Consider the following 13,286-nt stretch of genomic DNA (forward strand, 5'->3'; position numbering starts at 1 on the left):
TTTCGTACTCAATTATTTAAAATCAGCTTTTTGTTCTTCCAGATGCTTAGGCGTTTTTTCGAACATGCTGTCGATCAGGCCAGGAATGGTCATTTTCTCTGTCTTCTCGGCTTTTTTGATCTCTTCGTTCACTTTCGCTTTAGCTTCTTCTTTTACGCGAGCTGTATCTTCTTCAGTCCACAGACCTTTTTTCTCAAGATATTTCGCAAAGCGGGCAATTGGATCTTTCGCATTCCATTCGCCTTCTTCTTCTTTGGAACGATATTTGGTTGCATCGTCAGAAAGGGAATGCGGACGGAAACGGTATGTTACCGCTTCAATCAGTGTAGCACCTTCGCCATTGCGGCCACGTTCTGCGGCTTCCTGAACAGCCTTGATTACTGCAAGCACGTCCATACCGTCAATTTTCACGCCTTTAATACCAGCAGCAACTGCTTTGTGAGCGATTGAAAGAGCAGCGGTTTGCTTCGCAAATGGAGTTGTGATGGCGTAACCATTATTTTGCACAAAGAAAATAACTGGCAACTTGTATACACCAGCATAGTTCAGACCTTCGTAGAAGTCACCTTCGGAAGAACCGCCGTCACCTGTATATGTAATGACGACTTGTTTTTGTTTTTTAAGTTTGTAGCCCATTGCAATACCCATAGCGTGCAGAATTTGCGCGCCGATGATGATTTGCGGCATCAATACGTTAACACCGTCCGGTATTTGACCGCCGTGTTGATGACCACGGGAATACAAGAAAGCTTGGTATAAAGGCAGGCCATGCCAAACGAGTTGCGGAATATCGCGGTAGCCTGGAGCAATAAAATCTTCTTTTTGGAGCGCAAATTCACTACCAACCATGGTTGCTTCTTGTCCGGATACCGGAGCGTAGAAGCCGAGACGTCCTTGACGGCCCAAGTTAACAGCACGGTCATCCCAAGTACGTGTAAATACCATACGATACATAATTTCTTTCAATTGATCATCTGTAAGTTTAGGCAATTTATCTTTATTGATAATTTCACCATCCGGAGAAAGCACGGACAGAGCCTCAACTTCCTCTGTGTACACTTCATAAGGAACCTTGCTCATTTTCTTCACCTCAACAAAAAAATTTGAATATCAAGTTCCGCTGTTATAGGATTATTATACACCTGTTATATTGCTGGCGTCAAAGATTTAGTTATTTTTTTTGAGTTCACCGCATTTTTGTGTATGTAACAGGATACCGATATTACTATAACAGATTAGTACATGGTTGGAATTTAAATCATCTTTTAAGCATCTTTTAAGCATTTTTTAAGCATCTTTTTTAAGCATCTATTGCAATCAGGGTAATCTTAACTTATTGTGATCCCGAATGCAAAATAATACACCAAGAAAGGTGACGAAAAATGACGGATTCCCGGTACTTAAAACGAACTATCCTTAAAGACAAAGTAGAAAGCCGCTTTCTTGGCGAAACCAGAACACTCCGCATTTACTTGCCTCCCGGCTATAATGAAATATTGAGCTACCCGGTCGTATACTGTCAGGATGGAGAGGAATTTTTCAATTTTGGCCGCATTGCAACTCATGCCAACCGCCTCATCCTGGATGAAGGCGTCGAGCCCTTCATCATTGTCGGCGTCGAAGTGAACACCAAAATCAGAACCCAGGAATACGCTCCCTTTGGCGATCGTTTTAAGGCGTATACCACCTGTTTTGCAGAAGAGATTATTCCCTATGTAGAACAAAAGTATCCTATAAGAAGTGATGCATCGTCCCGCATTTTGGCAGGGGACTCACTCGGAGGCAGTGTTTCTCTGCATTTGGCCTTGTTGTATCCACAACTGTTCAACCGCATTATCAGCTTGTCTGGCGCTTACTTTGAGGCCTCGCAGGAAATCATCGCCCGTGAGAAGGATCTGTCCCGGCTGCGGGTGTGGATGATAGTCGGCCTTCAGGAGGATGCATTTGAGAGCGATACCGGCATTCATAACTTTGTAGAGCTTAATCGTCAATGCGCAGATTTACTGCGCGAACGCAACGCCGAGGTTTCCTATCGTGAAAAGGATGGCAAGCATTTGTGGGGCTTTTGGCAAAACGAGCTGCCTGACGCGCTCATGTACTTTTTGGATCGCGCCTGAGTGTACTTTTTCCAAACTAAACAATCGTTGGGGATTGGGCATTGATCGACCAGATCAGATCGTCATGCTCTTTCCTCTTTTTCATAAAATGATTACGCTTTCAAAATTATATAAGTAAAAACGGCAATCATTGCCGTCTTCTGTCGTTCACATTATAGCTTTTCTTCTATGATTTTGTCCAGCAAGGCCTCGCACCCCGCATCCATTAGTCGATAGGTTTCTTCGAAATTTCCGGTGAAATACGGGTCAGGCACTTCTCTTAGCTGTTCTTTGGGGAGCAGGTCCATGAATTTTAGAATGTCAGCGTCCGCCCCACCTGCAAGCTTACGCATGTTTCGTTCATTGGAATCATCCATGCACACAATATAATCAAACGCTTCAAAATCACGGGCCTCTATTTGCCGCGCCTTTAAGCCCTGCTCGCTAATCCCGTGCAGCTTGAGCTGCTTTAGCGTTCCCTTATGCGGGGGATTCCCAATATGCCAGTCGCCTGTTCCAGCCGAATCTGCCTGAATTTGCATGCTTAGTCCCCGTTCCTGCACCTTGTGTCTTAGTACCGCTTCTCCCATAGGGGAACGGCAGATATTGCCCAGACACACAAATAAAACATTAATCATGTTGTTCTCCTTCCTATGCACGTACACTACTTTTTTCTGTTTCATTGTAGCTGTGTCCTCCAAAATTGTGCAAGCCATATTTAACGCGTTATACTTAAAAGCTGATGGTACAAAATAGAGCGTATGACAGAAAGAAAGGATGTTGGATATGACGAAGAAGCGCGCCATTGTTTTTTCCGGCGGTCGTCTAAGCGAAGAAGATTTACAACAAATACAACCTGAAGATTTTATTATAGGTGCAGATAAGGGTGCTCTTTTTCTGATTGAGCATGGCATTACACCACATATATCTGTAGGTGATTTTGATTCGATAACACCACAGGAAAAAGAACGGGTTGAATCAGCAAGCAAACGCATGCTTGCGTGTGATCCAGTGCTAAAGGACCTGACAGATACGGAGCTTGCCCTGGAGATCGCTATAGACGAACAGGCAGATCATGTGCTAATGCTCGGCGTGACCGGCACCAGAATGGACCACACACTGGCTAATGTTCAAATATTGGTACGCGCGATGCAGCATCATATCAACTGCGCAATTATGGACGCACATAATTATATCGAGCTCACTGGGTCTACGCTGGAGATCAAGCCTATGGGCTATACATATACATCGCTGCTTCCTATGACTGCCGAAGTAACAGGGATAAATCTGGAAGGATTTATGTACCCATTGCATAATGCCACGCTCAAGATGGGACAATCACGTGCTGTCAGCAATAAGCTAACCGCTCCAAAAGGTACGATTTCCATCGAAAGCGGACTACTGCTCGTTATTCAGAGCAAAGATTAGTTATGACATTATTGTAACTTTTAAAAAAGTTGTTTTAATGCTCAAAACCCTTGATTTACAAACATTTTTCCGATTTTCAGAATTCGTAAAACGCTTTTATTTTTTACAAATTGTAATTTTTAATCGTTTTTTAATAATTGCTACGCAAGCCTTGTCCCTCAAGCATTCGGGCTTGATTTTCCAACTATTAGGCGGCTCCAAAGCTGTTATACTCAACGCTGTCAGTAAGTTAGCAACTCAGCAAAATATTGCAGAAATCATTTTTTGGAGGTACTTACATCATGAACATGCATAAAATCATAAAAAAGGTAATTATCACGGGAGTCGCAGCTACGATCGGTTTTGGAACTTTTGCAATTGAGGGAACAAACATGGCACAAGCTGCCACTGCTACGACTTCGACAGGCCAAAAAATAATTAACTATGGCGAAAAATATATGGGAACTCCTTATAAGTTCGGAGCTTCTACAAGCACCACTAACTATTTTGACTGTTCATCTTTTATGAAACATATTTTCAAAAAGTACGGAGTGGATTTGCCGCGCACTTCTGTGCAGCAATCTAAAGTCGGACGTGCTGTATCCAAGTCCAATTTGAAAAAAGGGGATTTGGTCTTCTTCTCAAGCGGAAGTCGTGCTACAGGCACCAACATTACCCACGTAGCAGTCTATATGGGCGGCGGTAAGATTCTGCACACTTACGGTGGACCTGGTGTTACCATCTCCGATCTGAACTCTGGCAACTGGAAAAGAACATACATCAAAGCACGTCGCGTGCTGTAGTATCAAACTCGTTTAAAATATGCAAGCCGGGACGAAAAGTTCCCGGCTTTTTTATATGCCGCTATGCTATTCTACTGCAGGTGGTGTTCATGGTGTTCTGAGAGAATAGCCAATGCCCCGCACCGTGCGAATCATTTTAAATTTTTGCCCCTTATCTATCTTCACTCTCAAATGCCTGATATACACGTCTACTACGTTCGTATCTACGATATAATCATGTTTCCAAACGTCCTTCAGAATTTGCTGCCTGCTGCAAACCTTATTGAGATGTATAGCCAGATGAAGCAAAAGATCGAATTCCTTCGGAGTCAATTCCAGCTTCTGTCCCCCTCTACTCACCATCCTGCTTGCATGGTCTATATGTAAATCACCTGCCTCGATTGCCCTTGCTACATCCTGTGCGGTGTCAAAAATTCGCAATAAATTAGCCACTCTTGCGAGAAACACTCTATGAGAAAAAGGGTGTACCGTCACATCGTGTGCTCCCTGCTCAAAACAGGCAACAATATGGTTCTCATCGTCTGATGAGGTCAATACGAATAATGGTACATAAGGATGGTTTTGTTTCGCAATACGAATCATGCCTTGTGCATCCGCTTGCTTGTCATCGATGTTCAGAAGCAGCATATTCACAGGATGATCGGCTACATAGGGGCTTCCCTCCGACATATTTTGGACATGAGCCACCTGATAGCCTGCCTGCTCCAACAGATGTACATATGCAGGAGACGCTTCATTTCCATCCACAAATAAAATTAACGGGGTCATCTTTTCACCCACCTGGTTTGGACATCGCATTACAATATGGAAATGAACAATTTATTTGTAAGTCATTAAAACATATGTATATTTATTGTAACAAAAAAGCAGAAAATCATTCCTGAAAGAATGGTTTTCTGCTTTTTATAGCTAACCCAAATAACGGTGATATAGACTTTTAGCTTCTGCCACGTCCTTTGTCCCGTGAATCAACGCTCGTCCATCTGCAAAAACGACCAAGCGATACACGCCGGTGCTAAAGGAAACCAGAAATGGATTCCGCTCTACTTTCCCCTCTCTCACAGAAGCAAGTTTATCTGCTGTTTCCTTAAGATTCAGCTGTACCGGTTTGGCAGGTCTAATCTGAATGGCATCCCGACCGCACAACACATCTGTTTTCTGCCGATTTGAGGCTGACAAATAGGGATACGTAGGTTGATTGCCGCAGGAAGGACAATCCGCTTTTTTCAAACTGTCTACGGCTATCGCTGTATACTCGTTTCGCCATAGATCAAACGAAAGCAGCTTCCCTCGCAGTTCTTTCGGATAACCGCCAAGAAGCTTAAAGGCTTCTGCAGTCTGATTGGCCGTAACCATTTGTACTGCCTGTGGTATAATCCCGGCGGTATCACAGGTCTCGCCTCCAAACGGAACGGTTCCCAGCAGACAGTGAAGACAAGCCGTTTGTCCAGGCAAAATGGTATATGTCACACCGTAGCTTCCCACACACGCCCCATAAATCCACGGTATGCGATGCTTAAGTGCCATGTCGTTCATAAGCAGACGGGTGTCGAAATTATCGGTTGCATCCATCATCAGGTCAACTCCCTGGATCAGCTCTTCCAGCTCTTCTACCCCGACATCCAGTACATGTGCGTGTATGACCGTTTCCGAGTTAATGGCTTCTAATCGTCGCTGGGCAGCCACTGCTTTGGGGTATCTCTCCGCGGCGTCGCTCTCCTGAAAAAGCTGCTGACGCTGCAAGTTGCTCCATTCCACGTAATCCCGGTCAACGATACTCACCGTCCCTACCCCTGCACGGACAAGCGTTTCCGCAATACCTGTACCAAGCGCTCCGACGCCTACGATCAGTACATGAGAAGAAGCCAGCCGGCGTTGCCCTTCTATCCCAAAGGGAGCGAATCTTTCCTGTCTGGAATAGCGGTCACTTGCTTGTACTCCTGCACCGGATTTTTCAGTTTCCATCATGCCTGAACCATGCCTTCTGTTGGGCTGCTTGCTGAAGCATAACGTTGTACGGGAATCAGCCCCGCCTCAAAACCATATCTGCCCGCACGAACAGCCAGCTTCATGGCCTCTGCCATTTTCACAGGGTCCTTCGCTCCCGAGACGGCTGTGTTCAACAGAACAGCATCTGCTCCCAACTGCATCGCCATTGCCGCGTCACCGGGCGAGCGAATACCTGCATCGACAATGACCGGGATCTCTGCTTGTTCAATAATTAACTCCAATGCAAACGGATTGAGCAGACCGCGTCCTGTACCAATCGGTGAAGCTCCAGGCATAATGGCATGCACGCCAAGCTCTTGCAGCCTCTTGGCCAGAATGACATCATCCGATATGTAGGGCAGCACGATAAAGCCTTCATCCAGCAGCTTTTCGCTTGCTTTCAGCGTTTCAAAGGGATCAGGCAATAACGTCTTGCCATCGCCAATGACCTCCACCTTAATCATATCGCACAGACCTGAGGCTCTTGCCAGTTTTGCAATACGAACAGCCTCCTCCGCTGTCGTCGCCCCTGCCGTATTGGGAAGAAGTGTATACTTGCTCAAATCCAGCGTATCCAGAAAATGTTGCTTATCCCGTTCCTCCAAATTTAATCTTCGCACGGCAAAGGTCAATATTTCGCTTTCAGCAGCCTCAACAGCTTGGGATTGGATACTTAGGTCAGAAAATTTCCCTGTTCCCAACAACAACCTTGATGTAAAAGATGCTTTTCCAATAGTTAACATAATCAACCGCCTCCCACAAAATGTACAATTTCCAGGTTGTCTCCGTCCTTTAGTACCGCTTCCTCATGTTCCTCACGGGTCAATATGTGACGATTCAGCTCCACTACAACGGTTTTCACCTTTAAATCAAGCTCATGCAGCAATTGTTCCACATGAGTGATCCGGTTAGAAAAGTTCATGCTCTGCCCGTTAATCGTCAGCTTCATAAGCTTTCCTCCTTGATACGTGCAGAAGAAAATTTGCTTATTCCAAGTTCAGCCGCATTAGCCCCTTTAAGCAGAGCAGCCATCGCACGTCCGGTAGCATCACTCAACAGGACACCGTTGCGATAATGCCCGACTGCAGCATATACCCCTTCCACACCGGGAACAGCCCCTATGAAAGGACGTCCCGCTGCCGCCTGCGGACGCAAGCCTGCCCAAGTGCGTACAAAAGAAGCTTCACGTACGCGCGGCAGCCATGCAGAAGCACGTGCCAGTAGCCCCTCCAAACCTGCAACAGTCACTTCTGTGTCATCGTGATGCGGAAGGCTCGTTGCCCCTATCCAAAGCTCGTTCTTCTGCTTAGGCACAAGGTAAACATCATCGGCATAAATGGTATATTCCAAAGGGTGATCCTTTAAGGAGACGGCAACTGCTTCACCCTTGACCGGATAAAGCGGGTAATGAAAGCCCACTTGCTCTAGCAAATTCATGCTCTCCAAGCCTCCGGCAATAATGACCTGGTTGCAGGAAACAAAGCCGCTATCTGTCACTACACCGCAAACCCGGCCATTCTGTACGACCAACTGCTCTGCATGGGTACCGGACCATATTGTTGCACCCAACACTGTAGCTGCTCCCGTATAAGCACGGCACAGCTGTACGGGGAAGAGTTGTGTCTCCTTCGATCGATATATAGCTCCAATCGCTTGACGATCTATGCCCGAAATCCGCTTGGTCAATTCCCCGGCATCCCACCACTCAGGCTGAGTATCCTCGCGCGTATTCGCAGCTTTCCAGCGTCTTTCACCCTCAGCTTCCGAACGGAAAGGAGTTACAAAACCTTCTGTACGAAATTCTACCGAAACACCAGACAACCGCTCCAGCTCACGAACTAGCTCAGGGAATGCATCCCGACTTGTGCGAGCAAATTGTTCAAACTCAGGGTCGGCGAACTCTTCACTCTCCGCCGCAAGCATTCCGACCGCTGCCCCCGAGGCTCCCTCACCCGGCATCATTCGCTCCAGGATAATCGTACTGCGCCCTTCCCTGGCCACATGATAAGCAATGGAACTGCCGATCACACCTCCACCTATGACCAAGCATTCAGCATGTCCTATAACTGTAGCCTCTGTGTGTATCTTTAGCATGTGTTATATCTCCTCTCCACTGACCATACTGCTTTCGAATTACTTCTACTCTCGTTCCCTGCTACAGATTGCGGACTACCTGATCTACCAATTGTCTATATTCCATCGCAGCCGCGATGGGCGACTCAGCTTCCCATATGCCGGACATCACTGCAATTCCGCTTGCTCCAGCATGATAAAGCTCCGGAATATGATGCGGTTGTATGCCGCCAAGTGCAATCACTGGAATGTTAGATAAGCTGCATATACGCTCAAGCTGAGCTATCCCCCGCGGCACAACACCGGGCTTACAGCGGGTTACATATACATGACCATAGAGTACATAGTCTGCTCCAGCCTGTTCGGCCATTTGCGCCTCTTCCAAGGAATGAACAGACACGCCACAGCGTGTTCCCTTTGGAAGCAGGCTTTTCACATCCCTGACAGGCAAGCCGTTAGCCGGTAGCTGGACAGCTCCAGCCAAGGTAAGTAAAGCTACATCTACACGGTCATTGACTGCAATTTGCTGGAGAGGAACTCCCTGCTCCACCATGCTGCGGATCAAAGCCAGCAATTCTGAGGCACCCTTCTGCTTCAGGCGTGCATGCACATAATGAACATACGGATAAATAGCAGCCGCCACTTGGGGTACATCTGCATGGTAGCCACTTTCCATCGTAATCACGTGTAATTCGATCTCGTTTTCACCTCACATTGAACTAAGAATATGAACTATTGATATAAAATAATCGTATAAGCTGAACCTATATCGTTGCAGCTCCATATCGCGAAATAACATACGGAGCCGGCCACATGTACCAGCAATAATGAAAGGAGAACATATGTGAATCCGTATACGGAAGTTCGACAGGCAAAGCCAAACGAAACGCAAAAAAACCACTTCCCAGAGGAAGTGGTTTCACGAACGTCCAATAATCGAACGGACAATCAAATCCGTATACGTATATCGTCCCACGCACAAACAAAAGTAATGATGCGGTTACCTTGCTTGTACGGCGCTCACTTCCCTACGCTGGCATAACCCAGATCAGGTGCAAAGGGTCCGAAATCCATTTATTCCGTCTCAGCCGCATGGGCGGCTCCCCTAGTGTGACTATTATATTGTATCAGCTACAAATAGCTTAGCATATTTTTCTAATTCTGCAACCCCCACTTTTTGTGAAGCATAACAGAACTGAATTTTTTGATTTTAGTTGACTTTACTTGACCACTCTTCCACATTCCACGTTTTGGTTACCCAATCCTCGTAAAAATCCGGTTCGTGAGATACAAGCAATATAGTCCCTTTATATTCCTTCAGGGCACGTTTGAGCTCGTCCTTTGCTTTAACATCCAAGTGATTGGTAGGCTCGTCAAACAGAACCCAGTTGCTTTCCCGCATTAACAATTTGCACAGACGTACTTTAGCCTGCTCACCACCACTAAGCGCAGACAGAGGACGTGTGATATGCTCATTTTTCAATCCGCAACGGGCCAAATGCGCTCTTACTTCATGCTGGTTCAAATGCGGGAACTCATTCCACACATCGTCAATCGGTGTGATTTTGCCCGCCTTTACTTCCTGCTCAAAATAAGCCGGCTGCAAGAAATCGCCTTGATAGGTTTTTCCGCTGATTGGCGGTATTTTTCCCAGAATGGTTTTGAGCAATGTTGATTTACCGACACCGTTGCAGCCTACAATTGCTATTTTTTCGCCACGTTCAATCGTCATGGACATTTTAGGCAACAGGGCATGAGTATAGCCAATTTCAAAATCAATTCCCTCAAATACCGTTTTCCCGCTCGCACGTGCTTCTTTAAATTGAAAGGTTGGCTTGGCAGCTTCTTCGGGCTTATCAATACGTTCGATCCGATCAAGCTGCTTTTCACGGCTCTTCGCCCGGCCTGATGTGGATGCACGCGCCTTGTTGCGCTGAATAAAGTCTTCCTGTTTCTTAATATATTCCTGTTGCTTCTCATAAGCATCAATATGCTGCGCTTTGTTCAGATCCGCCATCTCAAGGAACTTTTCATAATTTGCTGAATAGCGGGTCATCTTGGCAAATTCAAGGTGATAAATAACATTAACGACCTGGTTCATGAACTCCGTATCATGCGAAATAAGAATAAATGCATAAGGATAATCCTTCAAATAACGTGTAAGCCATTCGATATGCTCAACATCCAAATAGTTGGTTGGCTCATCCAGCAGGAGGACGTTTGGCTTTTCCAACAGCAGCTTGGCCAGAAGCACCTTAGTCCGTTGTCCACCGCTAAGCGCGGATACATCCCGATCCAGTCCGATGGCCGAGAGACCCAGCCCGTTCGCCATTTCTTCAACCTTCACATCAATGAGGTAAAAATCCCCCATATCCAGCTGCTCCTGAATTTCACCCATCTGTTCCAGCAGCACTTCCAGCTCTTCGGGAGAAGCATCCCCCATTTTATCCGTAATCTGCATCAATTCCTTTTCCAATTCCAGCAAAGGAAGAAAAGCATCCTTCAATACATCACGTACTGTTTTGCCCGGTGTCAGCTTGGTGTGCTGATCCAGATAACCGTAACGTACACGTGGAGTCCATTCCACTTTACCCTCATCCTTAAGCAATTTCCCGGTCAAAATGTTCATGAGTGTCGATTTACCGACACCGTTAGCTCCTACCAAACCTACACGTTCCCCCGCAAGCAACCGAAAGGAAACATTTTTAAATAATGCGCGGTCCCCAAAGTTGTGGGATACATTTTCTACAGTCAATAAACTCATACGCTGTTTTTGGCTCCTTATTGTCATCGGCGATGCCGACTGTCATTATTTCATATATCATTTGTTTTCTTTCAAAGCCTTATTGTAGCACATTCAGCAGCCTTATCGGAACATTGAAAATAACGAATTTTAAGGTTTTTAATGCGGACTTTCCTATAAAAAAAGAAAAACCACTCGTCAGAGTGATTATTGTAAGCCGTTATTACATTTAAACTCGAAGTACCCCGCAGCAGCAGCAGATTTTTCATCTGAAAAACGTTCTCTAGCCTGAAAGGGTGCTGGACAGGAATCTCTGTAAAAATATTTCATTCCGGTATCCGGTTCTAAGCCACCGATAATAGCTTGCTTTCTAACGACTCTTCCACCACCAAATCCATAGTTATTGTAAAATCTGTCACCGACCGGAATGCCTTGGATAAACGCCATCAACCCCACATCATCTATCGTGTTATACCACTCTTCTTGCGGAATAGTCGGCAGTGTAAACGTATAGGCTACGCCGTTGCGTGCTGCCTTTTGGTTATGGAGATTAATCAGGCGGGCCAGGTCTTCCTGAACACTATGAACGATGGTGGAACGTCGTACTTGCTCAAACGTTTCGGAATTATTCAGCAACGAAATGCTGGTTTGACCCTGAAGCTCCTTTTGAAAGCCTTCCACCCACCTGTGATTCTGCGAATCATACGCATGTACATAATTATCCAAAGTGAATCCCACACTATTACCCGCTGAATCAGCATAGGCAAAAGGCCTTTTTTCACTCCATTTGGGACCTATCGCAGATTGTCCATCTTCATCTGTATAGGTTTCTGAGGCAAACGTATAATAACCGTCATAATCCAAAATCACAATGGCGGGTATATAATCCAATAAAGCGCGTTGTGCTACTGTATCCCCATCAATACCTATGTTTAGAAAAAGGGTATGCAGGAACGTCTTTAGCGCTTCTTCCTTATCAACACGAAAAAACTTGTCCGATCCGTATCCAGCCTCCCGTTCCTGACGCTCATTTTGGGAGAGTACGACACCTGCATCCTGAACTGCGGTATGGAGAGCCGATGTATATTTCATTTCCAACTGCTGCACTTCACGCTGATTTTGTACCCGCAAATCATTCATTACACCAAAGGGCAAAAACAGCAGGATAAATATAACTGCAAAATCAGTAATCTTCATTCAGAACCAAACCTCCGTATGAAGCTGTAACTGCCGGCTTTCCGCTATCGCTCCCACCCAGAAGCCATGATTCGTATAAATCCGCAGGAGTCCGATTTGTGTTATGCACCCGCACTGTAAAATAATCCCCTGCCATCAAGGTATATCGACGTGTCTGGTCTGACTTTGGCTGCTGATTGTCAGGAAAAAGGACAGGCAAGATTTGCGCGTCGTAGTACCCATCATATACCGTTTCATAATTGCCCAGAAAACTATCCGGCTTCGAGGCATCTGCATATTCCGGTACATATTTTTTGTGCATATGCTCCAGATCAACTTCATACGTATTGCCTGTAAGCTCCAGTTCACGCATAAAATCGTTATACATCGTCGGTGTAATGTAGCCCTTGGTTCTTACCATATCTACAAAACGTACCGTTGAATGATAAACATTCAGCCCCGATATATCATCCTGCCGTTCAGCAGCTTGAGCTGCGGGTACGATGTACAAAAGCAATACAGCGAGCAGGGCCCCCAACAGCTTGGATATTGATTGAACCACTTCAGTCCTCCTCCAATTTCTCAAAGCATACAGATATGATCTCTCCATGCTGATTACGTTGTGGGTACATGGAATACAAAGAGGAAGCATTTAAAGCCGATACATCAGGCTCAAACGGTTCGGAATACACATCGTACTCCGTCCCGTCGACTTGAACCGAAATTCCATCCTGTAAATTCATGCGGATCGCCTGAATAACCTGAGTCCCTTGAATCCGTTCCGGCATGCCCGCCTCCGCAGTACGGGATATCCGCCCCTCGGAACGCTCCTCCTGCTGTGATCTTAATTCCAGTGCCATACTCATCTGACTGGACAAGTCTGCTGCTGCCGTACATGCGGTTATGAACAAAATAAGTGATACACCAAGCCGCAGCATGCTCGAAGCGTGATCAGACATGCACCCATCTCCCTACTCATTATGATCTCCACTGTAGCGT

At 45.9% G+C, this 13,286-nt stretch carries 15 protein-coding genes and 1 riboswitch; of the genes, 3 read left to right on the forward strand and 12 right to left on the reverse strand.

Going from position 1 to position 13,286, the window contains the following annotated elements; translation table 11 throughout:
- Window positions 1-12: 12 nt before the first annotated feature.
- Window positions 13-1,080, reverse strand: a complete 1,068-nt coding sequence (pdhA, locus tag WG8_RS12920) for a pyruvate dehydrogenase (acetyl-transferring) E1 component subunit alpha (RefSeq protein WP_007430629.1) — start codon at window positions 1,078-1,080, stop codon at window positions 13-15.
- Between the two features lie 302 nt (window positions 1,081-1,382).
- Here pdhA and WG8_RS12925 point away from each other — a divergent pair, with 302 nt between their 5' ends.
- Window positions 1,383-2,117, forward strand: a complete 735-nt coding sequence (locus tag WG8_RS12925) for an alpha/beta hydrolase (protein ID WP_007430630.1) — start codon at window positions 1,383-1,385, stop codon at window positions 2,115-2,117.
- A 152-nt stretch (window positions 2,118-2,269) separates the two neighbouring features.
- On the opposite strand, the gene WG8_RS12930 is transcribed toward WG8_RS12925, so the two are convergent.
- Window positions 2,270-2,734, reverse strand: a complete 465-nt coding sequence (locus WG8_RS12930) for a low molecular weight protein-tyrosine-phosphatase (protein ID WP_007430631.1) — start codon at window positions 2,732-2,734, stop codon at window positions 2,270-2,272.
- A gap of 148 nt (window positions 2,735-2,882) precedes the next feature.
- Here WG8_RS12930 and WG8_RS12935 point away from each other — a divergent pair, with 148 nt between their 5' ends.
- The gene (locus tag WG8_RS12935) at window positions 2,883-3,524 is read left to right on the forward strand and encodes a thiamine diphosphokinase (RefSeq protein ID WP_007430632.1); all 642 of its coding nucleotides are present in this window, start codon (window positions 2,883-2,885) and stop codon (window positions 3,522-3,524) included.
- 281 nt (window positions 3,525-3,805) lie between these two features.
- A complete protein-coding gene (locus tag WG8_RS12945; protein WP_007430633.1) occupies window positions 3,806-4,306 on the forward strand; it encodes a C40 family peptidase in 501 nt (166 codons plus the stop codon).
- Window positions 4,307-4,393: 87 nt separating this feature from the next.
- Here WG8_RS12945 and WG8_RS12950 read toward each other — a convergent pair whose 3' ends face one another.
- The 10 genes from WG8_RS12950 to WG8_RS12995 all read right to left on the reverse strand — a co-directional run bounded on the left by WG8_RS12950 (window position 4,394) and on the right by WG8_RS12995 (window position 13,246).
- Window positions 4,394-5,074, reverse strand: a complete 681-nt coding sequence (locus tag WG8_RS12950) for a response regulator transcription factor (RefSeq protein ID WP_007430634.1) — start codon at window positions 5,072-5,074, stop codon at window positions 4,394-4,396.
- Between the two features lie 141 nt (window positions 5,075-5,215).
- Window positions 5,216-6,274, reverse strand: coding sequence for a ThiF family adenylyltransferase (locus WG8_RS12955; protein ID WP_007430635.1), 1,059 nt, complete (start codon window positions 6,272-6,274; stop codon window positions 5,216-5,218).
- Window positions 6,271-7,038, reverse strand: a complete 768-nt coding sequence (locus tag WG8_RS12960; RefSeq protein WP_007430636.1) for a thiazole synthase — start codon at window positions 7,036-7,038, stop codon at window positions 6,271-6,273. The genes WG8_RS12955 and WG8_RS12960 overlap by 4 nt, the downstream gene beginning before the upstream one ends.
- A 2-nt stretch (window positions 7,039-7,040) precedes the next feature.
- Window positions 7,041-7,244 (reverse strand): sulfur carrier protein ThiS, encoded by a 204-nt coding sequence (thiS, locus tag WG8_RS12965; RefSeq protein ID WP_007430637.1) that lies wholly within the window; start codon window positions 7,242-7,244, stop codon window positions 7,041-7,043.
- Window positions 7,241-8,389, reverse strand: a complete 1,149-nt coding sequence (gene thiO, locus WG8_RS12970; protein WP_007430638.1) for a glycine oxidase ThiO — start codon at window positions 8,387-8,389, stop codon at window positions 7,241-7,243. Before thiO ends, thiS begins: the two co-directional genes overlap by 4 nt.
- A gap of 61 nt (window positions 8,390-8,450) precedes the next feature.
- Window positions 8,451-9,044, reverse strand: a complete 594-nt coding sequence (locus WG8_RS12975; protein WP_043891050.1) for a thiamine phosphate synthase — start codon at window positions 9,042-9,044, stop codon at window positions 8,451-8,453.
- A gap of 332 nt (window positions 9,045-9,376) precedes the next feature.
- Window positions 9,377-9,485, reverse strand: a riboswitch (TPP riboswitch).
- Window positions 9,486-9,578: 93 nt separating this feature from the next.
- On the reverse strand, window positions 9,579-11,132 hold the full coding sequence (locus tag WG8_RS12980; protein ID WP_007430640.1) for an ABC-F family ATP-binding cassette domain-containing protein: 1,554 nt from the start codon (window positions 11,130-11,132) through the stop codon (window positions 9,579-9,581).
- Between the two features lie 186 nt (window positions 11,133-11,318).
- Window positions 11,319-12,308: a hypothetical protein gene (locus WG8_RS12985; protein WP_007430641.1), complete on the reverse strand. Its 990-nt coding sequence runs from the start codon at window positions 12,306-12,308 to the stop codon at window positions 11,319-11,321.
- Entirely contained in the window at window positions 12,295-12,849 is a 555-nt protein-coding gene (locus tag WG8_RS12990; protein WP_007430642.1) for a hypothetical protein, read from the reverse strand. The genes WG8_RS12985 and WG8_RS12990 overlap by 14 nt, the downstream gene beginning before the upstream one ends.
- 1 nt (window position 12,850) lies before the next feature.
- Entirely contained in the window at window positions 12,851-13,246 is a 396-nt protein-coding gene (locus WG8_RS12995) for a hypothetical protein (protein WP_007430643.1), read from the reverse strand.
- Window positions 13,247-13,286 lie beyond the last annotated feature (40 nt).

The organism is Paenibacillus sp. Aloe-11 (genome assembly GCF_000245715.1).
GTDB classification, from domain to species: domain Bacteria; phylum Bacillota; class Bacilli; order Paenibacillales; family Paenibacillaceae; genus Paenibacillus; species Paenibacillus kribbensis.

What these genes read in the sequence shown, in the direction of transcription:
- WG8_RS12980 (WP_007430640.1), bottom strand. Translation starts at nt 11,132, where the DNA reads ATGAGTTTATTGACTGTAGAAAATGTATCCCACAACTTTGGGGACCGC.
- WG8_RS12985 (WP_007430641.1), bottom strand. Translation starts at nt 12,308, where the DNA reads ATGAAGATTACTGATTTTGCAGTTATATTTATCCTGCTGTTTTTGCCC.
- WG8_RS12945 (WP_007430633.1), top strand. Translation starts at nt 3,806, where the DNA reads ATGAACATGCATAAAATCATAAAAAAGGTAATTATCACGGGAGTCGCA.
- WG8_RS12935 (WP_007430632.1), top strand. Translation starts at nt 2,883, where the DNA reads ATGACGAAGAAGCGCGCCATTGTTTTTTCCGGCGGTCGTCTAAGCGAA.
- WG8_RS12950 (WP_007430634.1), bottom strand. Translation starts at nt 5,074, where the DNA reads ATGACCCCGTTAATTTTATTTGTGGATGGAAATGAAGCGTCTCCTGCA.
- WG8_RS12925 (WP_007430630.1), top strand. Translation starts at nt 1,383, where the DNA reads ATGACGGATTCCCGGTACTTAAAACGAACTATCCTTAAAGACAAAGTA.
- WG8_RS12930 (WP_007430631.1), bottom strand. Translation starts at nt 2,734, where the DNA reads ATGATTAATGTTTTATTTGTGTGTCTGGGCAATATCTGCCGTTCCCCT.
- thiS (WP_007430637.1), bottom strand. Translation starts at nt 7,244, where the DNA reads ATGAAGCTGACGATTAACGGGCAGAGCATGAACTTTTCTAACCGGATC.
- WG8_RS12995 (WP_007430643.1), bottom strand. Translation starts at nt 13,246, where the DNA reads ATGTCTGATCACGCTTCGAGCATGCTGCGGCTTGGTGTATCACTTATT.
- WG8_RS12955 (WP_007430635.1), bottom strand. Translation starts at nt 6,274, where the DNA reads ATGATGGAAACTGAAAAATCCGGTGCAGGAGTACAAGCAAGTGACCGC.
- WG8_RS12960 (WP_007430636.1), bottom strand. Translation starts at nt 7,038, where the DNA reads ATGTTAACTATTGGAAAAGCATCTTTTACATCAAGGTTGTTGTTGGGA.
- WG8_RS12975 (WP_043891050.1), bottom strand. Translation starts at nt 9,044, where the DNA reads ATGGAAAGTGGCTACCATGCAGATGTACCCCAAGTGGCGGCTGCTATT.
- thiO (WP_007430638.1), bottom strand. Translation starts at nt 8,389, where the DNA reads ATGCTAAAGATACACACAGAGGCTACAGTTATAGGACATGCTGAATGC.
- pdhA (WP_007430629.1), bottom strand. Translation starts at nt 1,080, where the DNA reads ATGAGCAAGGTTCCTTATGAAGTGTACACAGAGGAAGTTGAGGCTCTG.